A 23,190-nucleotide genomic window follows, 5' to 3' on the forward strand; every position below is an offset into this window, starting at 1 on the left:
TCTGGCGGTCTGCAGGCCGCGCCCTAAGGGGATGGCAGGGCATTTCTGACTCTGTGTCGCTGCTTTTTGACTTGACCCGTCAGGCCTGCAAATCAGCTTCGTGACTCAGCCTCGCCCTGTCATCCAGAGCGGGCACCGAGTTATTCAGAGGGTCCCTAGCGTGCCGTCAGCATTTGGGCTTCCAGCGCATCCAGGTCCGGAATAAACGCTGCTTCACCTTCTACCGATACCGACATGCGGTCCATGTTGCCTTTTGGCAGCATGGAGTCGACTTCCTGAATGTTCTTCTCATCGACTTTCTTCAGCTTCGGAATACCCTGCACCAGCATGGCGTAAAACGGCATGTCAGCGTGGTTACCCACGCCGTTGATCACTGCAAAGCGGGCGTTGGGGCTTGGCCGAGGTGCGGCCAGGCCGTTGAGCATTTCATAGCAAACAACCGGAATCTGTACCCCACGCCATTGCAGGCTACCCAGAATCCAGTCAACGCTGGAATTGGTTGTCATCAACTGCGAGAACGGGATGATTTCTGCCACGGTGACGTTCGGCAGCAGCAGTTGGCGGTCGTTCAATGGCACCATCAGGCAATCAACCTGACCGGCGTGTTCAATCTTGGCTGGTGTCTGACTCATGCACTCTGACCCGTTGGTTCTTCAATCGATTGACCAGCTGGTTGGCCAGCTGGAAAGGGGTTCCATGGAAGGATACTTTGCCGGTATCCAGTGCGCTTTGCGGCATCGAATCACTGGCGCAGCAACCGGGGGTCTGTACCCAGACCGGTACCTCAGAGGCTGCGATGGTGCTGATGGCATCGGAGCCATCGTTGCCCATGCCGCTGAACAGCATCACGCCCATCCGATGCGGGAAGCGCTGATGCACGTTCAGAATCACCTGATCAATCGAAGGGCCATAAGGACCCGGCCATGGCTGGCCCTTGTCGATCATTTCAAAGGTGGGCGCAAATTCAAATTCGTTGGTGATCGGGGCGACCAGCACGTCGCCATTATGCAGTTTGTAGCCCGCTTCAAAGCCTGCGAAACGCAGCGCCGAATGGCGGCCAACCGTGTTGGCCAGCGTCCCTTCAAAGCGAGCGTCGATGTGCTGGGCATACACAAAGCCGACGGGTAACCCCCCAGGCAAAGCATCCAGAAAGGCTTTCACCGCCCCCGGGCCACCCAGGGATGCCCCCAGAACCCAAACCTCTGTGGCCAGCCCCGCAGAGCTGTCCTGCAAGCAGTGTGGCAGTGGAATCTTGCCCTGTGCGACCGATATCGACTCAACCGCGCTCAGCTGGCGCAAATTGTCGGCGGTCTCCGATACCCGAACCGGTGTACGCACCAGCTCGTGCAGTTTTTGGTAGAGGCGTTTTTGCCAGCGGGGGAAGGTCGCTGATTCCCGCGCGGGCGCTTTTTCCAGCCCCACCAGAACCGGCACATCGCCACCCAGCAGGTCGTCCCACCAGGCCGGACATTCCTCATCCGACTCCTGTTTGACGTCGACCAGCCAGGCGTCGAGGTTAACCGCAGACTCCCGGATCAGCTCGAAGCGATCCGGGCTGGTTGCCAGCGCCACCTCGTAACCGAGGTGGCTGATGGTCTGTTTCAGCAGGTGTTGTTGCAGCGAGTCATCGGCAAGAATGCCGACCCTGGGTGTGCTCACTGAGCGTCCCCGTCCAACAGCCCTTGCATGGTGCCCAACAGGCCTTCTTCCTGGAACGGTTTACCCATGTACTCGTTTACCCCAATCGACAGCGCCCGTTCACGGTGTTTGTCACCGGTACGCGAGGTAATCATGATGATTGGAATGTGCTTCAGGCGCGAGTCATGACGAATAATCGACGCCAGCTCGAAGCCATCCATACGTGGCATTTCGATATCCAGCAGCATCAGGTCCGGCATGTGGTCCTGCAGCATCGCCATGGCGTCCACACCATCCTGGGCGGTCAGCACTTCCATGCCATTACGCTCCAGCAAACGAGTGGTTACCTTACGTACCGTCACCGAGTCATCGACCACCAAAATGCGTGGTGGACGCTTTTCCTGCTCGATGCGCTGTTCGGCCAACTGGTTATCCAGCAAGCGAGCTTGCTGATACTCCAGCGATGCCTGGGTACGAATCAGGGCTGGCAAGTCGAGAATGATCACCACGTTACCATCCCCAAGGATGGTACCGCCGGAAACCCCCATGACGGACGCAAACTGTGGCCCAAGGGTTTTTACCACGATCTCACGGGAACCCAGCAGGGTGTCCACTTGCAGTGCGTACGGTACCGGACCATTCACCAGCAGCACCGGCAATGGCAGGTTCTGGTTAACCACTTTCGGCTGGCTTTCGTTTTCCAGCATCACGCCGAGGTATTCCAGCGCGTACTTTTCGCTGCCGTATTCGTAGAAGCGTTCACCGGAAGGTAACTGGTAGTAGCCCTGCAGTTCTTTGGCGGACGCCCGCACAATACCGCGAATGTTGTTCAGTGGTACCGCGAACAGGTCATCGCCAACCCGTACCATCAAGGCACGGTTAACCGATACAGTGAACGGCAGACGCACGACAAACTGCGTGCCCTGACCTTCTTCGGAGTGAATTTCGACCGAACCACCAATCTGTTTGATCTCGGTGCTCACCACGTCCAGACCAACACCACGGCCGGAAATCTGGGTAACGCTCTTGGCGGTGGAGAAACCGGCTTGCAGGATGAACTGCAGCAGGTCGTGATCCGACACCTTGGCATCGGCGGTCATCAGGCCACGTTCGATGGCTTTGGCACGCACCGCGTCACGGTTTACGCCCTTGCCATCATCGCGCAGGGTCAGTACTACGTCGCCGCCTTCGCGGCTGACGTCCAGTTGCACCTGACCGACGTCCGGCTTGCCAGCCGCACGACGTTCTTCAATGGTTTCAATACCGTGATCGACGGCGTTACGAACCATGTGCTCCAGCGGCGAGATCATCCGTTCCAGAATGGTACGGTCCAATTCACCGTCGGCATTCAGAACGCGGAAGTCGACCTGTTTGCCCAGCTCCTGGGATACCTGACGCACGATACGACGCAAACGCGGCACCAGACGCTGGAACTGCACCATGCGGGTCTTCATCAGACCCTCTTGCAGTTCGGTGTTTACCCGGCTCTGTTGCAGCAGCAGGGTTTCAGCGTCACGGGTTTTATCGGCCAGGGTTTCCTTCAGATCGAGCAAGTCGGATGCCGATTCAACCAGTGCACGGGACAGCTGCTGAATGGTTGAGTAGCGGTCCATTTCCAGTGGATCGAAGTCTTCGTAGTCCGGGCCCTGGCGTTCCTGACGGAACAGCACCTGGGCTTCGGTTTCCATATCCAGACGACGCAGCTGGTCACGCAGACGATCCAGCGTGTTTTCCATTTCTTCCAGGCTGTAGGAGAAGTCGGAAACCTGCTGTTCCAGACGACCACGGCCAATCGAGGTTTCACCAGCCAGGTTCACCAGGTCATCCAGCAGGTCTGCGGATACCTTCACCAGTTCCTGCGGCGCACGACGGGCAGCCACTTGCTGTGCGGCAGTGGCCACATCCACCAGTGGTGTGCCAGACAGTTTCGGGGTGGTCGTCAGTTGGCTTTCGTCAGACGTTTCCGGCTCTTCTGGCTCAACAACCGCAGGCACAGACGGATGCAGCTGCACCACATTGGATGGCTGTTCCGTTTGGGCATCGGCGGATTCGTCCGCTTCAACCGGCTCAAAGGCTACGCTGTCGGTCGCTTCGTCGATGGATTCCACCGCAAAGCCGGAATCCGGTTCGATCTCTGACGGCTGCTCTTCGTTAACAAATTCAACGCCACTTTCGCTTTCAAAAGCGAACCCATCACCGTCAGGGGTATCGTCAGACAGTTCATCTGCGGACAGAGCGTCGAGTTTGACGTCATCGGCAACCGCATCCGTAGTCAGCTCAGCTGACTCATCAGAGGCAACGTCCTCAGAGTCGAAATCTTCAGAAGCCGGTTCGTCAAACGCGTTGTCTGCAGTATCTGGCTCGGCGTCAGGTGCAGGCATATCCAGCGTTGGCTGCACAAAGTCGTCAGACGCCGTTTCAATTCGGTCTTCACCCAGAATGATCGGCGCACCCGACTCCATCAGTGCCGCAATGTCGTCGATTTTCTGAACCAGCTCATCCTGAGTCAGATGAGCCTGACGGAAGAAGTCGGCGTCTGCATTCAGGTAGCCCTGCTGCACTCGTACAATCCGGCTTTCAAACTCATGAGCCTGATCACCAATATCCAGCAAGCCCGCCAGACGCGCACCACCCTTCAGGGTATGCAGTACCCGCTGGGCTTCTTCGGCAGCGGCCATATTGGATGGATCTTGCTCCCAGTCGTGAATGGCTTGATCCAGGCCTTCATGCAACTCGGAAGACTCATCGATGAAGATTTCGAGAATTTCACGGTCCGACTCGTCCATCGCTACCGGCGTAATGCTGGCAGGAGCGTCGGCCATCAACGGCGGCTCATCGTAGTCCGCGGTTGCAGCAGACTCAGCCTGATCCAGGCTGGTCTCGCTGGACATCGGTGCCGCATAGTCAGCAATGTCATCGTCCTGATCCGCATCAGGGTCGATCACCACTTCACCTTGCAGATAACCACGCAGGTCCATCAACAGGCCAGTGGCTGCTGCCAATGGTATGCCAGCCTTGATGTCGTCCACCTGCGCATGCAGTTTGTCATGGGCTCGCTGCAGCAAGTCGAACATACCGTCACGGATGCCCAAACGACCGTTGTTAACGCGCTCGTAAATGGTTTCCAGCTCGTGGCACACATCGGCCACATCGCCCAGTTCGGCCATGCGCGCACCGCCTTTGACGGTGTGCAGGTCGCGCTGCAAACGCGCAACGCTAACCAAATTGTCCGGGTCGGCACGCCATTCATCCAACGCTTCGTCGATGGACTCCAGCAGTTCTTCACATTCTTCCAGGAAGATTTCGACCACTTCGTCCTGACCGTCTTCGGCCAGATCCATCATTGGCGGCGCGGCGTATTCCATTGGCGACAGAGAAGACACAGCCTCATTCAGCGTGTCGTTTTCAGTGCTCTCAGCGCCGGAGTCAGAGCCTTCAGCGGTAAGGTCAAAGCCCTCAGATTCAAGAACAATCCCGGCGTTGTCTTCAGCATCAATATCCAGAGACAAGTCGGAATCAAGCGGCAAGTCAGATTCCAGAGAAACTTCTTCAGAGAGCTCTTCGGAAGCAAAGACATCGCCCTCAAGGACATCAGGCACTGAAATATCGGTTTCCAGCTCAAAGCCGGAATCCAGTTCAGCTGTCAGGGCATCGGCTGGAGCATCGTCGAGGGCGTCAATGACGGGTTCGACCTGCAACGGATCATCAGCGCCTTCTAGCAAGGACTCAAGCGCATCGTCTGTTTCCAGAACCATGCCATCCAGCACCAAGCCATCCAGACCGCTTTCCGTAGTGTCAGCATCTTCTTCGATGCTAAAGCCATCCAGCGAGCTGTCGACTGAACTGTCTATGGACAAGGTCAGCTCGTCGTCAGCATCCAGTGAGGCTTCGTCGAGTTCCTGCTCTTCTTCCAGAACCAGCTCTTCGCCCAGCGTCAGGCTGTCATCCAGAACGAGTTCTTCGTCCTGAATGAGCGATTGCTCCAGCACAGGCTCTTCGGTCTCGGAGGCGTCCAATTCCAACGCACTGTCCAGATCAATGGACTCTTCGAAGCCAGCGCTGTCTTCAAGGCCAGTCGGACCGTCCAGTTCAACATCGAGAGTGATTTCCGGCTCGAGTGCTTCGCTCAACCCAAGCCCGTCGGCAAGTTCAAGCGCAGGCTCTGATTCAACAGTATCGACTGCCTCGACCACATCATCAGACTCAGCGGCTTCATCCAACAGCTCAGCATCAGCGGTCTGCAAGGAATCGGTCAGTGCCTGAATATCGTTTTGAATGGCAGGAGACTGCAGCGCCTGACCGGCGGCCAGACAGTCCATCATGTTCAGCAATTCTTCCTGGCCATCCAGGGCCAGAGTGCTCCAGGCTTTCAGATTCTCTGCACGCTGGGACTCAGGTGCCCGGCTGACGTGCTGATAGAAGCTGTGCAGCGTCAGCGCCAGCTCGGTGATAGTGCCCTGATCGGCTTTTTCAGCACCCTCAGCGACTTCCGACAAATCACTGCACAAGGCATCCAGCACAGACAAATCGCCACTTTGCTGCCATTGCATCAACAGTTGGTCGGCATCCAGCAAGGAGTCCATACCACTGGCGAGGAAGCTGGAAATGGCTTGTGGATCAACGGTGCGAGCACCGGTTTCCTGCTCGGCTCCCAGGGAAGCCATCAGATCGGTTTCGAACCTTGTCAGGCGGCTCAGGAAGGCGTCGGTTCCTTCAACCGGATCACTGCCGAGCACGTCGATGCTGTCGAGTCCGCTGCGAATCAGTTGGCAACCGCTATCCAGCAAGTCGATCAATTCGGAGCTGTTGCGGAAGCTGTAGGCACGCATTTCCTTCAACAGGCGTTCCATCGGGCCTGCCAAACCGGCAATGCCTGAAATACCTGCCATGTGTGCACTGCCCTTCAAGGTATGCAGCGCACGCTGGGCCTGATCAGATACTTCGTTGTCGAACAGCTGGTCACGAGACTCGTAAATAAAGCCTTCGACGGTGTCCAGGTGGTTGTTGGCTTCCTGAGTGAAGACTTCCAGCAAAGCGCTGTCGTCGTCATCTTCTTCAAAAGCTGCTTCTTCTTCGGCCAGCGACTCAATCGATGCATCGGTCACATCAAGATCAACGACGTCGAATGCATCGTCTTCCGACACGGCTGCCGGATCATTTTCCAATGTCAGGCTATCGTTGCTTTCTTTCGGTTCAACACCGGATTCAAACGAGTCGAGCGTGTCTGTAGCTGCGGTTTCTGGATCAACCAGTTCATCAGATTCAGGCTCACCAACTTCAGCCTCAGCGACCTCAGTTTCAACAGCCCCAGAATCAACACTCTCGGATTCAAGAACGTCAGTTTCAGGCGCCTCAATCTCAGAGACATCAGACTCATCAACTTCGGATTCAAGAACAGAAGACCCCTCGTTGCTGGTATCTGGCTCGGCCAATACGTCGGCCAGTGACGGCAACTCAGTCCCTGCGGCTAGCGCAAAGGCGTAATCCATCAGAGGTTGGGTATCGATGGATGGCTCTTGCTGTTCGCGGAAATCGTTGATCAATGTCGGCAAGCAAGCAATCACATGCTCAACCAGCTCGAACAGCTGCGGAGAAGTGTGAACGGTCTTGTCGATGATGCGGTTGAACAGGTTCTCGACCGACCAGGCCAGCTCGCCAATGATCAGCGCCTGAACCATACGGCCACTGCCCTTGAGGGTGTGGAACGCTCGGCGTACGGTGCTGAGCGCTTCCGCGTCGGAGGTTTTGTGACGGTAGATCGGCCACCATTCATCCAGTGTTTGAGTGACCTCGGCCGCTTCTTCCAGGAAGATTTCGATGATGTCGTCGTCGATCAGGTCGTTGTCGACCGCCGCTTTAAGGTCGGCCACGGTTACCGGACCTGCCGGTACCTGCTGACGCGCTGCAGACTGACTGCTTGCGCTCAGCTGTTCTTCTGTGGCGTCGTCTGCGACTGCTTCAGTAACCGCTTCTTCAGTGGCAGTTTCATCCGCAGCAGTTTCTTCTTCCGTGGCAAATTCGTCGGTGACAGCTTCTTCCGTCGCAGCTTCGTCGACAGCAATCTCTGCCGTCAGGGTTTCGGCAAGGTTGTTTGCTTCGCTGACAGGCTCGACGGCTTCTACAGTCTGCTCTTCGTCAGAAACAGCGTCCGTCTCTTCGGTAGCTGGATCGTCAACAACAATGCCGGCAGCAGCCAGGCTGTCGACGGTAAAGCTGTCGTCCGTTGCTTGATCGAATTGCTGCTCAGCAACTTGTTCTGTTGGCTGTTCGGAGTCGATGGTTTCGCTAACGGCGTCAGTTTCAGCTCCGGCTTCAATCTCAACGTCGGGCTCGAGTTCAGCCTCTGCTTCAACCGTCTCGGCTTCAACAGCTTCTACGGCCTCAGGAGCGACAGTTGCAGCCTCGGCAGCAGCTGGTGATTCAGCTTCAGCATCGCCGTTTTCTACTGGACGTGTCGCGCCAGTCAGAGCTTGCAGCGATTCCCACACGCGGTCCATGATCTGGTCACCCGGATCGTCCGGGTTGCCCGCGTAGCGTTCAATAAAGTATTCAACACCGGACAAAACGTCGGCGAAAGCGTCCAGCGTTGCCCAGTCACACCGTTCGCCAGAGTCAATCAGTCCCTCAACGAACGGAGCACCAGCGGTCAGCGCTTCTGCCACATCGGCCAGAGGCAACATCCGCAGTGAACCGGCGATGGTGTACAGCAAGCCAGGTACATCTCGCAGCTCATCAACGTTCCACTGATTACCAACGTAGGCAATGATGGCGTCCTTGACTTGTTCCAGCACGTTGCGCGCTTCGCGCAGCACGGCTTTCTGGGCGTCGGTCAGGGCACTGGTTTCACCACTGGCTTCCAGATTGCCTTCGCGAATCATGCCGGCCAACGTGGCTTCAACAAACAGCAAGGCACCGGCAACATCAAACAGGCGCGACTGGTCTGCGTGACCGCTGTCCTGCATCGATTCAATCACGGCCAGCTGTTCCTGTACCGTGCGGCGTGGAGAGCCAAGACCCAGCATGCCCATGGTATCGGACACCTGTTTCATGGCAGGTGCTACCTGATTGAGGGTATCGCTGCCGTTGTTACCATCGCGCATGGCCAGGTCGAGCCGATCCTTGATGGTGGCAATTTCTTCTGCCAACGCGCTCAGAACCTGACCAATGGTGTCGCGGTCCGGGCCCGACAGCGCATCCCGTTCTTTCTGGATTTCGTCGTCGGTCGGCAAGGAGTCGGCCAGGTGATAAAGCTTCTGGGCTTGCTTGATAGCCTCGCCTTCAACGGCGGTGCGGGCAATGTAGAACAGCAGGTTTTTAACCAGATCGTCAGAGGCCGCGTGGTTAAGAACCCGGGCGCCATCCTGAATCAGTTCTTTCTGCATGGCATCCAGCTCGCGCAGCAACAGCTTGGCGCTGGCCGGGACACTGGCTTGTGCTTGCAACCACTCGGTGAATGCCATAGCAGGCAGCCAGACAACCCCGTTTGGCGTGTGGCCAAGGGCATTGTTCAGACGGCCGAATACCTTCAGCAGGTACTCCATCGCCACATCGGGTTGTTTGTTTTGCAGCAGCTGCGCTGACGCCGCCTGGAACATCTGGCGGACCTTACGAATCCACTGCAGGAAATCCGGCTGGCTGTAGCGTTTCAGCTGGGCAGGTGTCAGTACCGCACGGCGAACCATGCGAGGGCTGAACAGGGCAGTTTCGGATAGCAGATTTTCACCGCGGGCCGAACGCAGCTCGTTCAGAATCGGCAGCAACACCACGGGCAAATCGCGGTTGCCGACCTTGATGTGATCAAGATAGTGTGGCAGCTGGATAATGGCTTGCATCAGTACCGAAAGACCATCGCGTTCGTTGGTCAGGGTACCGTCGGCCAGTGCCGATGCCACTGCTTCCATTTCTTCAGCCAGCAAGGCAGCGCCATAGAACTCAACCATCTGGAGGGTGCCATGAACCTGGTGCAGGTAGCTGAAGCAGAATTTCAGTCTGCTCTTGTCCTGAGGATTTTCCCCGTAAGCCTCCAGAGATTGCTGGGCTTGCTGGAGTGTATCCTGAATCTCGCCTTTCACCCATTCCAGGGCGATGTAGTCCTGACTCATCGCCGTTCGGTCTCCATATTTGTATCGTTATGCTTACGGATAAAAGCCGTCAGCTTTCCACCGCGAATCGGTTCCAGCAGCGGGTTGTGCCAATCCACAATTTCTCCCAGACCAATCACCAGAATGCCTCCCGGGAGCAGTCGTGCTGCCAATTCGTTGAGAATTTCCTTACGACGCCAGCGACGGAAGTAAATCAACACGTTCTGGCAATAAATGATGTGCTGCGATTGCAACGGAAAAGCAGACAGGTTCAACATGTTCACCTGGGTAAAACAGCTACGCTGACGAATGGCATCGGACAAACGGAATTTTCCGTTGTCGGCTTCCACACAGTAACGGCGCTGGTACTCTTCCGGAATCCAGTGTCGTGCTGACGCCGGATAAGTACCGGCACGCGCCTTTTTCAATACGAAGGTCGATATGTCGGTGCCGGTCACGGCAAAGTGACGACCGTTAGAACCCCATACATCATCGGCTACCATGGAGAGACTGTAGGCTTCTTCACCAGAAGAGCAGCCTACACTCCACATTTCCAGGGTTTCATCGTTGGGGAAGCGTTCCAGTGCTTCCTCCATAAACTGCTGAACGCATTCAATGGCATCAGGGTCGCGGAAAAAACGCGTTTCCTGCACCGTCAAACGGTCAACCAGGGTGTTCCATTCAATGGCACCAGAAGGGCCACTGACTACCTTGCTGTAGTATTCGGAGTAGTCCTTGCAATCAATCTCACGCATGCGCATGCCAAGACTGGTTTGCAAGAAGGTCCGCCGCTGAACCGGCATGCGATTACCGGTTCGCTCTTCCAACAGGGCCTGCCAGCGTACAAATTGCTCGTCAGACAGCTCGGGAAGCGAGCTGCCTGACGAATGACGGATCTGGTGATTCATGTCTGGAACTCACCGGGTCTTAAAACACCTGCTGAACGTCAACGTCTGCTTCTTCGTTTTCAGGCAGTTTGAAGCCCGCTACCGATTCACGCAGTTTGTTGGCCATTTCAGCGAGGTTACCAATGGACTTCGCTGTTGCAGTGGTACCTGCGGAAGTCTGCGACGTAATCTCCTGAATAACGTTCATCGTGTTGGAGATGTGACCAGCAGAAGAAGCCTGCTGACGTGCCGCGTTGGAAATGTTCTGAATCAGTTCCGCCAGGTTTTTCGATACGTTCTCAATCTCTTCCAGGGCAACACCCGCGTCCTGGGCCAGACGAGCACCACGTACCACCTCGGTGGTGGTCTGTTCCATCGAGATTACCGCCTCGTTGGTATCGTTCTGAATCGTTTTAACCAGGGCTTCAATCTGCTTGGTTGCAGCGGCTGAACGTTCTGCCAGTCGCTGTACCTCATCCGCAACTACCGCGAAGCCTCGACCGGCGTCACCGGCCATGGATGCCTGGATCGCCGCGTTAAGTGACAGAATGTTGGTTTGGTCAGCAATGTCCGTAATCAGGGAGATGATGTCACCAATCTCCTGCGAGGATTCACCCAGACGTTTAATACGCTTGGAGGTTTCCTGAATCTGCTCACGGATGTTATCCATGCCGTTAATGGTCGCCTGTACCACTTCCGCGCCCTTGTTGGCGATCGCTACCGATCGCTCCGCAACCGCAGAGGATTCCGAGGCGTTGGCAGATACCTGGTCAATGGACACCGCCATTTCGTTAATCGCCGCAGAAGCACCGGCAATTTCCTGCGCCTGGTGTTCGGATGCCTCGGCCAGGTGCATTGCCGTAGCCTGGGTTTCCTGGGCCGCCGACGATACCTGTACCGCCGTTTCGTTAATCGCCGATACCAACGAGCGCATCTGGTCGATCGCGTAGTTGATGGAGTCAGCAATCGCACCCGTAAAGTCTTCGGTTACCGTTGCAGAGGCCGTCAGGTCACCGTCTGCAAGGTCAGCAATTTCGTCTAGCAGTCGCAGAATCGCCATCTGGTTCTGTTGGTTCTGGCTTTCTGTGTCTTCCAGGTCACGACGGGTACCCTGATAGAGGGAAACACCCAGCAAGGCCAGCATCAGTACCGCCAGACCAGCCGCTACGAAGCCGATGGCCTGCATCAGGGAACGATCTTCCGCCTGTTTCAGAATGGCGTCAGTCAGTTCAGAGGTCTGGGTCAGCAGTACCTGGGAATTTACAAAGATGGAGTCGGATGCTTCACGCACCTGGAACAGTTCAGGGGAAGTTTCCAGAATTTCATCTACGGAACCGGATACGAAGGCAAACAGTTCAGCAACTTCAGACAGTGCCAGTTCGGCTTCTTCGTCTTCTACCTTGGAGATGTTCATCGCCACGTTGCCCTGCAACATGCCGTTCAATACACGACCGAACAAGGAAGCATCGCGACCGAAGGCGTCGGCCGCCATTACCGCGTCTTCACCACCAGCCAGTACCTTGTTAACGGAACGTACGATACGCTCTGCCAGCCAGGACTGACGCTGGGCAACCGCCACCTGGTCAGCCGGGGCATCGTTATCAAGCAGAATTTCTACAATCTCGTCATATTCCACCTGCAGCTGTGGAATCGTTTCAGACAGGGTCGCGGCTACTTCGTGCAGCGACAGAATGATGTCCTGGGCGCGGGTGATCTGGTCCGCGTTCTGGCTCACGCTATCCCATACCTGCTGTACGTTGGTCATGGACGCTACTTCCGCAGGTGCCAGACCGTTGGCGACGTCACCGTTTTTCAGGTAACCCCAGCGTTGTTCAAAGTTGTTACGGGCGATGCGCAGCTGATCAAAGGCCTCGCTGTTACCCGCCGCCGATTCCACGGCGTTGGTGGCCATCTGCTGGGACAGCACCCGCAACTCACCCGCGTGTTCAATGTATTGTTCATCTCGCGCCTGATCCTCACTCACCAGGTAGGTGAGGGCGATGAACACGCCGAGGAAAATGAACAGAAAAACCGCGAGACCGACGTTCACGCCGTTTTTCAAAAACGTCGAGGCGACGCTACCAGTCTTCGAACTCATGCTTATGTCTCCAAACTCACTGCATGCCAGTTGGGGGCGCCCCTTGAGAAGCCCTTGTCACAGTTACACTGCGATTTGTAAAAACCCGGAAGATTGAACCAGCTCGTCGATTCGGAAGATCGACCAGACTTTTTCGTTCTTTTCAAAGCCGTAATGCACGTATTGCTCGAGGCTCTTTTCCACCTCGGTCACCGTACGCATTGTATCGACAGGAAACTGCTGCATACCCAGAACGGCGTCCACCAACAACCCTGTCAGAAGGTCCCCCTGCTCCACCACCAGAACCCGGCGCGAACGCCAGCTGGCACGAGAGGACAAACCCAGCATACCTGCCAAATCCATCACCGGAACGAGTCGACCACGAACGTTGGCCACACCCAGCACCCAGCTCTTCACGCCAGGTACCTTAGTCATACGGGGCGGTTGCAGAATTTCTGAAATCTGCCCCATATCAGCCACAAACTGCTGCCCTGCCAGCATAAAACCGACACCACGCCAGTAACTGACAGCCTCAAGTTGTTGAGGCAGAGCAGATGCGTTGGATTTTCCACGATTTGCGATATCAACCAGCAGGGCAAAAGGCGTCATATTGCTCAGCCAGCCATCACAGAATTGATTTCAGACAACAGGATGTTCTCAGCCACAGGCTTGACCAGATAACCACTGGCACCCTGGCGTTTGCCCCAAACCCGGTCGGTTTCCTGATCTTTGGTGGTCACAATAACCACTGGAATATGAGCGGTTTCCGCATCCTTGGTCAGCTGACGGGTTGCCTGAAAGCCGTTCAGGCCTGGCATCACGATATCCATCAGAACCACATCTGGCTTTTCCTGCTTGGCCAGTGCCACACCGTCTGCACCATTTTCTGCGGTGAGGACTTCATGACCGTTTTTCTCCAACATGGAACGAAACACCTCGGTTTCTGTCGGAGAATCATCTACTACCAGAATGCGAGCCATGCTTAATACCCCTTAAATGCTGCGCGAACTTGCTTAGGATTTTACGTACTGTCGGATAGAGCCCAACAGCTCATCCTTACTGAATGGTTTGGTGAGATACTCATCCGAACCAACAATGCGACCCTTGGCCTTGTCGAACAAACCATCCTTACTGGAGAGCATGATGACAGGAGTGGATTTGAACTTGGAATTGTTCTTGATAAGGGCGCAGGTTTGATAGCCGTCGAGACGCGGCATCATGATGTCGACGAAAATGATATTGGGATTGCTATCCGCAATTTTCGCCAGGGCGTCGAACCCGTCTGTTGCAGTGATGACCTCGCAGCCTACTTTTTTAAGCAGGGTCTCCGCGGTGCGACGAATGGTTTTGCTGTCGTCAATAACCATCACTTTAATGTTTTGAAAGTTGTCGTCCATAGATAGACCTTAACCATCCGATCTCAATTGGTGTTGCCGGCCGCGACCGCAAACAGGGAGTCGTTACGGTGAATGTTTGTATCACACATTAATGTACCAAGCTAGGACGGAACCATGTCAAAACTGTTTCACTGTTCCTGAACTTAAATGCGTTAGAATCCGGCCCTGAATCAATATTTTCAATAACTTGCAGGACACAGGTATGACCAGGAAACTCGGGGTCGTGATGGACCCGATCGCTGATATCACGTTCAAGAAAGATACTTCCCTGGCACTGTTGAACGCCGCCTGGGAAGCCGGTTTCGAGCTGTATTATATGGAACAGGACGATCTATATATTACATTCGGTAACGCAATGGCCCGAATGGCCCCTCTTTCTGTACAAATGGACCCCGAACACTGGTTCGATCTGGGTGAATTCGAGCACCGTCCACTGGCCGATCTCGATGTCATCCTGATGCGCAAGGACCCGCCGTTCGACAGCGAGTTTATTTACAGTACCTACATTCTTGAGCTGGCTGAACAGCAAGGCGTGCTGGTTGCCAACAAACCGGCCAGTTTGCGCGACTGCAACGAAAAAGTATTCGCCACCCATTTCCCGGAACTGATGACCCCCACTCTGGTGGCGCGCAAGAGCGAGCTGCTGAAGCAGTTCCACAAGGAACACGGCGATGTCATTTTCAAACCACTGGATGGCATGGGCGGTTCATCCATCTTCCGCCTGAAACAGGACGACCCCAACGTCAGCGTCATCATTGAAACCCTGACCAACCACGGCCAGCAACAGATCATGGCGCAAAAATTCCTGCCGGAAATCGCCGAAGGTGACAAACGCATCCTGATGATCGACGGCGAACCGGTGCCTTACTGTCTCGCCCGCATTCCAGCCAGTGGCGAAACACGTGGCAACCTGGCCGCCGGTGGTCGTGGCGAAACCCGCGAGCTGAGCGATGCCGACCGTCGCATTGCTGCCGCCGTTGGCCCGGAGCTGAAGAAACGCGGTTTGTACTTTGTTGGCCTCGACGTGATCGGCAGCAGCCTCACCGAAATCAACGTCACCAGCCCTACCTGTGTGCGCGAAATCAGCCGCGACAGCGGCATTGACGTCGCCAAGCTGTTGATCGACTGCCTCAGCGCCAAGCTGGATCAGCAAGCCGGCTAAGCCAATTGCCCTGCTTTCGGTATCAGATGGCTTGTCCGATGTGTTGGACAGGCCCATCTGGTGCGGGTAGCAGGTCATCATTCCCCACCAAAGCGGTAGACAAATATTCCACTTCAGGCCAGACTCCGGGCAACCGGAATAAATCAAAATCATTGAGTCTCACGCGAACTATCCAATGTCCTCCGCCGCTGTTTCCAGCTCAGACCGCCTTACCTTTGCCCTGTTTCTGGCCCTGCTGGTGCACGCCCTGATTGTTCTCGGCATCAGTTTTTCTGCCGAAGACAGAACCAAAGCCAGCACCACGCTGGAAGTGACCCTGGCCAGCTACAAAAGTGAACAAGCCCCTGAAGAAGCGGATTTTCTGGCTCAGGAAAACCAGCAAGGCAGCGGTACCGAAGACGAAGCGCGGATGCTGACCACCGATGTTGAAGCACCGTTCCAGAACAACGAAATCAAACAGGCGTCAGTGCAGGAACAACAAGTCTCAGCACCAAAGCCGGATACCCACCAGCCCGACAAACTGACGACCCAGGCTGACAGCCGCTTCAAGGCCCAGAACATCAAAAAGCCGACCCCGACCGAAGCGCAGGACGTACCGGAAGGTGAACAGAAGATGTTGCTGCAACGCAGCCTCGAAATGGCCAGTCTGGAAGCCAAGCTCGACACCATGCGTCAGGCTTATGCCAAGCGCCCCCGGGTACAACGCCTGACGGCAGCGTCAACCATGAAAGCCAGCGACGCCTATTATGTGAATAACTGGCGCCGCAAAATTGAAAAAATGGGCACGCTCAATTACCCACGCGAAGCAGAAGACTGCTTCGACGATTGTCGCCTGCGTGTACTGGTTGCCATCAAGCCCGACGGCACCATCAACAACCTGGAAATTCTGGAGTCCTCCGGCCGCAAGGTGCTGGATGACGCCGCATTGCGTATCGTAAGAATGTCGGCTCCTTTTGCGCCATTTACCAAAGACATGCGCAAGGACACCGACATCCTTGAAATCATTCGTACCTGGCGATTCAAAGGCAATCGCTACCTCTCTGACGGTTCATAATGAAACAACTCACCAGCCTGCGTAACCAGCTGCTGATCGCCATGCCCCAGCTGCATGACAGTTTTTTTGAAGACACAGTCATCTACTTGTGTGACCACGATGCTGAAGGCGCCATGGGTTTGGTGCTCAACAAGGCCCTCGACATCGACTTCGCCCGGGTCTGTGAACAACTGGAAATCTTCCGCCACGACCACATCAATCCCATCATGATGGCGGGCGGCCCGGTTGGCAGCGAACAGGGATTCATCCTGCATCGCGAACCCGGTCGTTGGCAGGCCACCCGGGTGTTTGACTCCTTTGCCCACCTGACCACCTCCAAGGACATCCTTGAAGCCATTGGCAAGGGCGAAGGCCCAACCGAGTACCTGCTGGCACTGGGCTATTCCGGCTGGAGCGCAGGTCAACTGGACGAAGAGATTCTGGCCAACAGCTGGCTCAACGTCGAACCCGACGCCGAACTGCTTTACCGCACCGCGCCGCAAGACCTGTATCAGGCGGCGTTGGCGAAACTGGGCGTCAGCCCGATGACCCTGTCCGACCAGAGTGGCCACGCCTGATGAGTACCGTCCCCGACCGTATTGTCCACGTGATGGCCTTCGACTTTGGCACCAAGCGCATTGGCATCGCTATTGGCCAGCGTCTGACCGGCAGCAGCCGCGCACTGGAGCCCATCAAGGCCAACAATGGCGCACCCAACTGGGAACAGCTGGAAGCCATCGTCAAAGAGTGGCAACCGGATGCCTTTGTCACCGGCTTGCCGCTGAACATGGATGGCAGCCAGAGCGATATGAGCCTGCGCGCCGCCAAGTTTTCCCGTCGCCTGGAAGGCCGCCTGCACAAGCCGAGCTACACCCAGGACGAGCGCCTGACCAGCTACGAAGCCAAGGGCATGGTGATCTCCGACAGCGGCGAACGTGATTTTGGTAAACATTCCGTCGATGGTTTGGCGGCACAATTGATTCTGGAAAGCTGGATGAACGAAAACCCCCGTTCGTCTGAATCGCAGTAAGGGAGAACCCATGCAGTTACCTGATATTGAGCAAACCTGCCAACAACTGGCCACCGACCTGCAAGCCAACCTGGCCAGCCGTGGCATTGAACAGCCGTTGATCGTTGGTATTCGTACCGGTGGCGTCTGGATTGCCGAAAAACTGCATTCGCTGATGCAACAGCAGGAAGCCGTTTACAGTGTCGACATCAGCTTCTACCGCGACGACTTTACCCGCCACGGCCTGCACCCTCAGGTCAAAGGCTCCGAACTACCGGACACCATCGAAGACCGTCACATTGTGCTGGTCGACGACGTGGTGATGAGCGGTCGTACCGTGCGTGCTGCCATCAACGAGCTGTTCGACTATGGTCGTCCGGCTTCCATCACTCTGGTGGCCTTGTTTGATATTGGTCGCCGCGAGTTGCCAGTGCAGCCAGACGTATGCGGTGCCACACTGGATCTGGCCGATGGCCAGCTGGTGAAACTGAGCGGCCCTCAACCGCTGACTGTCAGCCTGCTGTAAGTCACAGCCCGAACATGCAGGATTGGCCAGAGCGGCGGCTGGCCAATTGATTTCCCGCCAGAGTGCCCCTAGTATTCGCGCCGCTTCACCCCGCCCAGACAACTTGCACGGTTCTGCCAGGAATTCAGCCATGAATACAGATCCCAGCCAGATTCAGCTCACCGCCGACGGTCGACTGAAACACTTCCTGACCACAGAAGGTCTCAGCAAGGACTTGCTTACCGAAATTCTCGATACCGCCGACTCCTTCATTTCCACTCAGGAGCGCTCGGTAAAAAAAGTCCCCTTGCTGCGGGGTAAAACCGTCGCCAACCTGTTCTTCGAGAACAGTACCCGTACTCGCTCCACCTTCGAGTTGGCGGCCAAGCGCCTGTCGGCCGACATTCTCAATCTGGATATCCAGCGTTCCGCCACATCCAAGGGCGAAACCCTGATGGATACCCTGTGGAACCTCGAGGCCATGTACAGCGACATGTTCGTGGTCCGTCACGCCGACTCCGGTGCCGCCCACTTTATTGCCGAGCACGTCACTCCCAACGTTGCCATCATCAACGCCGGTGACGGTCGCCACGCGCACCCGACCCAGGCCATGCTCGACATGCTGACCATTCGTCGCCACAAGGGCTCGATTGAAGGCAAGGTAGTCGCCATCGTTGGCGACATTCTCCACAGCCGTGTTGCCCGCTCGCAGATTCACGCACTGAACACCCTTGGTGCGGCGGAAGTTCGTGTGGTCGGCCCTGCTACGTTGCTGCCAAGAGACATCGAAGCACTGGGCTGCAAGGCCTATTACGACTTCAACCTGGCACTGCGCGATTGCGACGTGGTGATCATGCTGCGGCTGCAAAAAGAGCGTATGCAGAACGCCCTGCTGCCAAGTGAAAGCGAGTTCTTCAAACTCTACGGTCTGACCACCGAAAAACTGGCACTGGCTAACCCGGACGCCATCGTGATGCACCCGGGACCGATCAACCGTGGTGTTGAAATTGAATCCGCCGTGGCTGATGGCCCACAGTCGGTGATTCTGAATCAGGTCAGCTACGGCATCGCCGTCCGTATGGCGGTCATGGCCATGGCGATGAGCGGCCAGCAGTCTGAACAACAAGCCGAGCAGCAAGCCAAAGGGGAGACAGAGGCATGAAATACCTGCACATTCGTGACGCCCGTGTGATCGCTCCTGCTCAGCAACTGGATCAAGTGTGCGACATCTACCTCAGTGAAGGTCGCATTCGCGCCATCGGCCAGAAGCCAGCTGGCGGCACCATTGAATCCACCCTGGATGCCAACGGCCTGTGGCTGGTACCGGGCTTTATTGATCTCAGCGCCCACCTGAACGAACCAGGTTTCACCCAGCGCGGCACTATTGCCAGTGAAACCAAAGCCGCCGCCAACGCCGGTTTTACTCATGTGTGCGCCCAGCCGCTGACCAAGCCCGTCGCCGACAGCCCGGCGGTCGTTCAGCTGATGCTGGAAAAATCCGCCAGTGCCGGTCAGGCGCAGGTACTGCCACTGGGTGCACTGACCCAGGGTTTGGCCGGTGAGCAAATCGCCAACATGGTCGGCCTGACCAGCGCCGGTTGTGTGGCGCTGTCGAACGCCCGTAAGCCCGTCAAGGACGCCTACGTACTGCGTCGTTTGATGGAATACGCCGCCACCTACGATATTCGCCTGTTCCTCGACGCCAACGATGCTGCCTTGTCCGCCGGTGGCGTGATGCACGAAGGCCCGACCGCGACCCGCATGGGTCTGGCAGGCATTCCGGAAACCGCCGAAACCATCGCGCTGGCACAAATCATCCTGCTGGCCGAACAGACCGGCGCGCGGGTTCACATCAGCCAGATCAGCTGTGCCCGCAGTGCCGCCATGCTGCGTGACGCGCGCCAGCGGGGCCTCAACATCAGCGCCGACGTCGCCATGGCCAACCTGTGCTACACCGACGCCAAGGTGCAAGGCTTTGATGGCCGTTTCCATGTGCAGCCACCGCTGCGCAGCGAATCCGACCGTCAGGCCTTGCTGGCTGCCGTTAATGCCGGTGAATTGGCCATTTGTTCCAACCACCAGCGTCACGAAAGTGCGGCCAAGAAAGCGCCGTTCGCAGAAGCCGCCGTTGGCATCGCCATGTACGATGACTTCATTGGCTTGTTGCTACAGCTGGTCGACGCCGGTGAGCTGACGCTGACCTCTGCCCTCAACGCCCTTAGCAAACTGCCAGCCGACGCCCTGCAAATGGCCGTCGGTTTTGAAGAAGGCAAAGTATTTAATGCTGCCTTGATCGACCCGGCCAGCACCAACGGGCATGGCGTCAACGGCAAGGTGGTCGCGACCTTTGTGGACGGTTTCCGCACTCTTAAAGCCTGATTGATCAACCACTGTTCAGGCAAATGCCCGACAAACCGTTCAAACCCGTCAGAAACTTTGCTGACTGACGGGTAGCCTCACAAATGCCTCCTATACTGGAGGCATGACCCTCACTCTCGATCGCTCCCGCTTCCGACAAATCAGCCAATGGCAAGACCAGTTTCTGCAACTGAATCAGCAGCGACTGGGGTTAGCGCGCGGCCTGTTGTCCGCCCGCCATCAACACCTGCTGACCTTGCTGCCGTCGATGCTGCACTTCAACCACCCGCAGCTGCCGGGGTTTGTCGATTTTCATACCCCACAGGGCATTGATCATTTCCGCAGCGATGCGCCGGTTGAGCAAGCCATGCGCTACCTGCTGAAAATGATCCCCAGGCTCGACGCCCACCAGCGTCTGCAAGGAGTCATCGGCGGCCTGTACCTGATGGGCAGCATGGGCACGCTGGCGCAGAACCAGCACAGCGATCTTGATATCTGGGTGTGCCTCAACCAGCCGCTGGCCGCCAAACAGCGCCAGCAACTGCAAACCAAGTGCGACCGGATTGAAAAATGGGCTGAAGAACAAGGGGTCGAGCTGCATCTCTTTATCATGGATCTGGACGAATTTCGCAGCGGCCAACAGAAAGCCGCCGAGGGCGAAGACTGTGGCACCAGCCAGCACCTGTTACTGCTCGATGAGTTTTACCGCAGCGCCATCTGGCTGGCCGGGCGCTGGCCCTCCTGGTGGCTGATTCCGGTGCGGCTCGGCATGCAAAGCGCCGAGGAATACTGGAGCGAGCTGCTGCAACAAGATCTGGTGCAGCCGGATCGCTGGCTCGACTTTGGCCATATCGGCTCGATCCCGGTCAACGAGTTCATGGGCGCGGCCATGTGGCAGCTCAACAAGAGCCTTCACAGCCCCTATAAATCCCTGCTGAAATTGATGCTGTACCGCTCCTACGCCAGCACCTACCCCAATGCCCAACCGCTGTGTCAGGACCTCAAAACCCTGGTGCACGCCGGTGTCACCATCGCCAGTCAGTGCGACGCCTATTTGCTGATGGTGCAACGACTGTCGTCGTTGCCGGGACTGAATCAACAGCGGCTGGAACTGATTCGGCGGGCGTTTTACTACAAGACCGGACTGCGGCTCAGCAAATTCAGCGAGAAGGAACTGAAAAACAACTGGCGAGCCAGTGGCATGATGTTCCTGGCCCAGCAATGGCAGTGGAGTGAAGAGCAGCTGCAAGAACTCGACAGCAACCGCCAGTGGACACCGCAACAGGTGTTCCGGGAACGCAATGAGCTGGTCAATGAGCTGATGGGCAGTTACCGCCAGCTGCGGCAATTCAGCGACCGCCATGCCCGCGAAGTGCATATCAGCCCGGGGGATATCCAGCGCCTTGGCAATCAGATGCACGCCGCCTACGACGCTCGCCCCGGTAAAATCGTCCCCATCAATCCGGGCATTTCTCCCGATCTGGTGCAGCACCACATCACACTGGTGCACTTTCCCGGCGTCTGGCAACTGGTACCCGGTTTCTGGCAGGAGGTTCCCCCCGACCGGCATATCCTGCGCCAAAGTCCGAGCCTGACGGAATTACTCGTGTTTGCCGAACTGAACGGCATGCTGGGACGCGATACCCGCATCAGCAGTTTTCCTGCCGAAGCCGTCAGTCAGCATGAACTGAAGCTGACGCTGGGCAATATCCGCGAGTTGATGTCACGTGAGTTCAACAGCCCCGACTGGCTCGAACAGCCTCACATCACTCATGTACGGGTCTTCATTAACGCCGCCGACGACCCCATGGCGGAATTCACCCGTCAGGGCATCCACAAGATCACCGATCACGACGACGTGCTGAATTTCACCGGCGCCAGTGTCAATCTGGTGCGCACCATCGAAATTCTCACCCGCAACCAGTGGGGCGAATGGCAGGTCGAACACTGCCGTGGCCAGCAAGCCCTCAACCACTGTCTGCAAATGCTGATGCCCTGGCTAACCCACAGCGAACAGCGGCCGGACTTTGGCCTCAACTGTTACAGCACCACCCGCTCGGCGCAGATTCGCCAGCGTCTGCTGAGGCTGATGTCGAATGCCATCGACCAGTACCAGCACCACCATGGCGCCTGTATTTACCGGCTCGGCAATCGCCGCTACGGCCTGCACCCGCAGCAAACCAACGACCTCGATGAGCCACAACAATGGCTAACGGCTGACATCACCGATGATGACCAGCTAATGCGCTACCTGGCCCAGCCCAGAGGCCGCTATTCGGCCACCTTCAGCGATGCCTATTGTCCGATGCCAATGCCGCTGAACGACATCATGGCTCACTGCCAACCCAACCGCTGGCAGCTGTTCTTTCAGCAGCGCGGAGCCACCATCGACTTTTATCTGGTCGACGAATTTGCCGCCCTGGTGCGCTACCGCCTGCAACGCACCGAGCTGAAATACTGGCTGCTACCAACCTTGCGTTTTCTGCTGCAACTGCAAAGTCGCTGGTACGGCAACCAATCCGACTTTGCCGGACTGAAACTGTTTGAACTGGTGGAGCACCAGCACCTGCACCCGATCTACAAATCGGTGGAATACGACTGGCAAGTGCACCCACGGGACATTCCCGAAGCCGCCAATGAGCCACCGGCCATTGAGCTCACCGCCCGCTACGACAACGACCGCCAGCCCACCCTGTACTGCAATTACGAGGAGTTCAGCGTCTGGCAGTACGGTCCGACGTTGTACCAGACCGTCTGCAATCGCATCATCGAATTGCGTACCCAGCACGGCCAGTACCCCTGCTACCTCAGCGACCTCGAAATGGAAGACAGCAGCAACCGCGATCTGCTACTGCACTGGCATCGCAAACAGGAGCAGGAACTGCACATCAACGCCGAACTGAAGCCTTCCTGAAGCGTCAACCAAGACAGCCCTGCCGCGGTGTGTATAATGCTGGGTAACCAAAGATACAGGCCCAACGCACACTGAAGCCGAGGCCTGCGAGTGAACGCTTGCAGGGGTTCGAAGCCGGTGTGTCGTCAA

The 23,190-nt window shown here is 56.6% G+C and carries 16 protein-coding genes; 8 read left to right on the forward strand and 8 right to left on the reverse strand.

All coding sequences use genetic code 11. The features are described 5' to 3' along the window. Positions 1 to 155: 155 nt before the first annotated feature. The 8 genes from ACXADJ_RS14315 to pilG all read right to left on the reverse strand — a co-directional run bounded on the left by ACXADJ_RS14315 (position 156) and on the right by pilG (position 14,080). Positions 156 to 632: a chemotaxis protein CheW gene (locus ACXADJ_RS14315; protein ID WP_475067126.1), complete on the reverse strand. Its 477-nt coding sequence runs from the start codon at positions 630 to 632 to the stop codon at positions 156 to 158. After that, on the reverse strand, positions 607 to 1,659 hold the full coding sequence (locus ACXADJ_RS14320) for a chemotaxis protein CheB (protein ID WP_475067128.1): 1,053 nt from the start codon (positions 1,657 to 1,659) through the stop codon (positions 607 to 609). Before ACXADJ_RS14320 ends, ACXADJ_RS14315 begins: the two co-directional genes overlap by 26 nt. Next, complete coding sequence (locus ACXADJ_RS14325) at positions 1,656 to 9,740, reverse strand: Hpt domain-containing protein (protein WP_475067130.1); 8,085 nt, start codon at positions 9,738 to 9,740, stop codon at positions 1,656 to 1,658. Before ACXADJ_RS14325 ends, ACXADJ_RS14320 begins: the two co-directional genes overlap by 4 nt. Next, entirely contained in the window at positions 9,737 to 10,627 is an 891-nt protein-coding gene (locus ACXADJ_RS14330; protein ID WP_475067131.1) for a CheR family methyltransferase, read from the reverse strand. Before ACXADJ_RS14330 ends, ACXADJ_RS14325 begins: the two co-directional genes overlap by 4 nt. A 19-nt stretch (positions 10,628 to 10,646) precedes the next feature. Further along, entirely contained in the window at positions 10,647 to 12,704 is a 2,058-nt protein-coding gene (locus ACXADJ_RS14335; RefSeq protein ID WP_475067132.1) for a methyl-accepting chemotaxis protein, read from the reverse strand. 63 nt (positions 12,705 to 12,767) lie between these two features. Then, the gene (locus ACXADJ_RS14340; RefSeq protein WP_036533865.1) at positions 12,768 to 13,292 is read right to left on the reverse strand and encodes a chemotaxis protein CheW; all 525 of its coding nucleotides are present in this window, start codon (positions 13,290 to 13,292) and stop codon (positions 12,768 to 12,770) included. A 5-nt stretch (positions 13,293 to 13,297) separates the two neighbouring features. Beyond that, positions 13,298 to 13,663, reverse strand: coding sequence for a twitching motility response regulator PilH (gene pilH / locus ACXADJ_RS14345; RefSeq protein ID WP_028292355.1), 366 nt, complete (start codon positions 13,661 to 13,663; stop codon positions 13,298 to 13,300). Between the two features lie 33 nt (positions 13,664 to 13,696). Then, on the reverse strand, positions 13,697 to 14,080 hold the full coding sequence (pilG, locus tag ACXADJ_RS14350; protein ID WP_028292354.1) for a twitching motility response regulator PilG: 384 nt from the start codon (positions 14,078 to 14,080) through the stop codon (positions 13,697 to 13,699). 202 nt (positions 14,081 to 14,282) lie between these two features. On the opposite strand from pilG, the gene gshB reads away from it, so the two are divergent. The 8 genes from gshB (at position 14,283) to ACXADJ_RS14390 (ending at position 23,061) form a co-directional block, all read left to right on the forward strand. Then, complete coding sequence (gshB, locus tag ACXADJ_RS14355; RefSeq protein WP_475067133.1) at positions 14,283 to 15,242, forward strand: glutathione synthase; 960 nt, start codon at positions 14,283 to 14,285, stop codon at positions 15,240 to 15,242. Positions 15,243 to 15,417: 175 nt separating this feature from the next. Next, positions 15,418 to 16,296 carry an energy transducer TonB gene (locus tag ACXADJ_RS14360; protein ID WP_475067134.1) on the forward strand — a complete coding sequence of 293 codons (879 nt, stop codon included), beginning with the start codon at positions 15,418 to 15,420 and terminating at the stop codon, positions 16,294 to 16,296. Then, positions 16,296 to 16,853 (forward strand): YqgE/AlgH family protein, encoded by a 558-nt coding sequence (locus ACXADJ_RS14365; protein ID WP_475067135.1) that lies wholly within the window; start codon positions 16,296 to 16,298, stop codon positions 16,851 to 16,853. Before ACXADJ_RS14360 ends, ACXADJ_RS14365 begins: the two co-directional genes overlap by 1 nt. Then, the gene (gene ruvX, locus ACXADJ_RS14370; RefSeq protein ID WP_475067136.1) at positions 16,853 to 17,305 is read left to right on the forward strand and encodes a Holliday junction resolvase RuvX; all 453 of its coding nucleotides are present in this window, start codon (positions 16,853 to 16,855) and stop codon (positions 17,303 to 17,305) included. The genes ACXADJ_RS14365 and ruvX overlap by 1 nt, the downstream gene beginning before the upstream one ends. Positions 17,306 to 17,315: 10 nt before the next feature. Further along, the gene (pyrR, locus tag ACXADJ_RS14375; protein WP_028292349.1) at positions 17,316 to 17,810 is read left to right on the forward strand and encodes a bifunctional pyr operon transcriptional regulator/uracil phosphoribosyltransferase PyrR; all 495 of its coding nucleotides are present in this window, start codon (positions 17,316 to 17,318) and stop codon (positions 17,808 to 17,810) included. Between the two features lie 130 nt (positions 17,811 to 17,940). Further along, positions 17,941 to 18,951, forward strand: a complete 1,011-nt coding sequence (locus tag ACXADJ_RS14380) for an aspartate carbamoyltransferase catalytic subunit (protein WP_028292348.1) — start codon at positions 17,941 to 17,943, stop codon at positions 18,949 to 18,951. After that, positions 18,948 to 20,168, forward strand: a complete 1,221-nt coding sequence (locus ACXADJ_RS14385) for a dihydroorotase (RefSeq protein WP_475067139.1) — start codon at positions 18,948 to 18,950, stop codon at positions 20,166 to 20,168. Before ACXADJ_RS14380 ends, ACXADJ_RS14385 begins: the two co-directional genes overlap by 4 nt. A gap of 103 nt (positions 20,169 to 20,271) precedes the next feature. After that, entirely contained in the window at positions 20,272 to 23,061 is a 2,790-nt protein-coding gene (locus ACXADJ_RS14390) for a class I adenylate cyclase (RefSeq protein ID WP_475067141.1), read from the forward strand. Positions 23,062 to 23,190 lie beyond the last annotated feature (129 nt).

The organism is Oceanobacter sp. ABM4_470, from assembly GCF_056158645.1.

Bases quoted from the DNA above. Each gene is read 5' to 3' on its own strand.
- ACXADJ_RS14315 (WP_475067126.1), bottom strand. From the start codon at position 632: ATGAGTCAGACACCAGCCAAGATTGAACACGCCGGTCAGGTTGATTGC.
- ACXADJ_RS14325 (WP_475067130.1), bottom strand. From the start codon at position 9,740: ATGAGTCAGGACTACATCGCCCTGGAATGGGTGAAAGGCGAGATTCAG.
- ACXADJ_RS14330 (WP_475067131.1), bottom strand. From the start codon at position 10,627: ATGAATCACCAGATCCGTCATTCGTCAGGCAGCTCGCTTCCCGAGCTG.
- ACXADJ_RS14335 (WP_475067132.1), bottom strand. From the start codon at position 12,704: ATGAGTTCGAAGACTGGTAGCGTCGCCTCGACGTTTTTGAAAAACGGC.
- ACXADJ_RS14340 (WP_036533865.1), bottom strand. From the start codon at position 13,292: ATGACGCCTTTTGCCCTGCTGGTTGATATCGCAAATCGTGGAAAATCC.
- pilH (WP_028292355.1), bottom strand. From the start codon at position 13,663: ATGGCTCGCATTCTGGTAGTAGATGATTCTCCGACAGAAACCGAGGTG.
- pilG (WP_028292354.1), bottom strand. From the start codon at position 14,080: ATGGACGACAACTTTCAAAACATTAAAGTGATGGTTATTGACGACAGC.
- gshB (WP_475067133.1), top strand. From the start codon at position 14,283: ATGACCAGGAAACTCGGGGTCGTGATGGACCCGATCGCTGATATCACG.
- ACXADJ_RS14360 (WP_475067134.1), top strand. From the start codon at position 15,418: ATGTCCTCCGCCGCTGTTTCCAGCTCAGACCGCCTTACCTTTGCCCTG.
- ACXADJ_RS14365 (WP_475067135.1), top strand. From the start codon at position 16,296: ATGAAACAACTCACCAGCCTGCGTAACCAGCTGCTGATCGCCATGCCC.
- ruvX (WP_475067136.1), top strand. From the start codon at position 16,853: ATGAGTACCGTCCCCGACCGTATTGTCCACGTGATGGCCTTCGACTTT.
- pyrR (WP_028292349.1), top strand. From the start codon at position 17,316: ATGCAGTTACCTGATATTGAGCAAACCTGCCAACAACTGGCCACCGAC.
- ACXADJ_RS14380 (WP_028292348.1), top strand. From the start codon at position 17,941: ATGAATACAGATCCCAGCCAGATTCAGCTCACCGCCGACGGTCGACTG.
- ACXADJ_RS14385 (WP_475067139.1), top strand. From the start codon at position 18,948: ATGAAATACCTGCACATTCGTGACGCCCGTGTGATCGCTCCTGCTCAG.
- ACXADJ_RS14390 (WP_475067141.1), top strand. From the start codon at position 20,272: ATGACCCTCACTCTCGATCGCTCCCGCTTCCGACAAATCAGCCAATGG.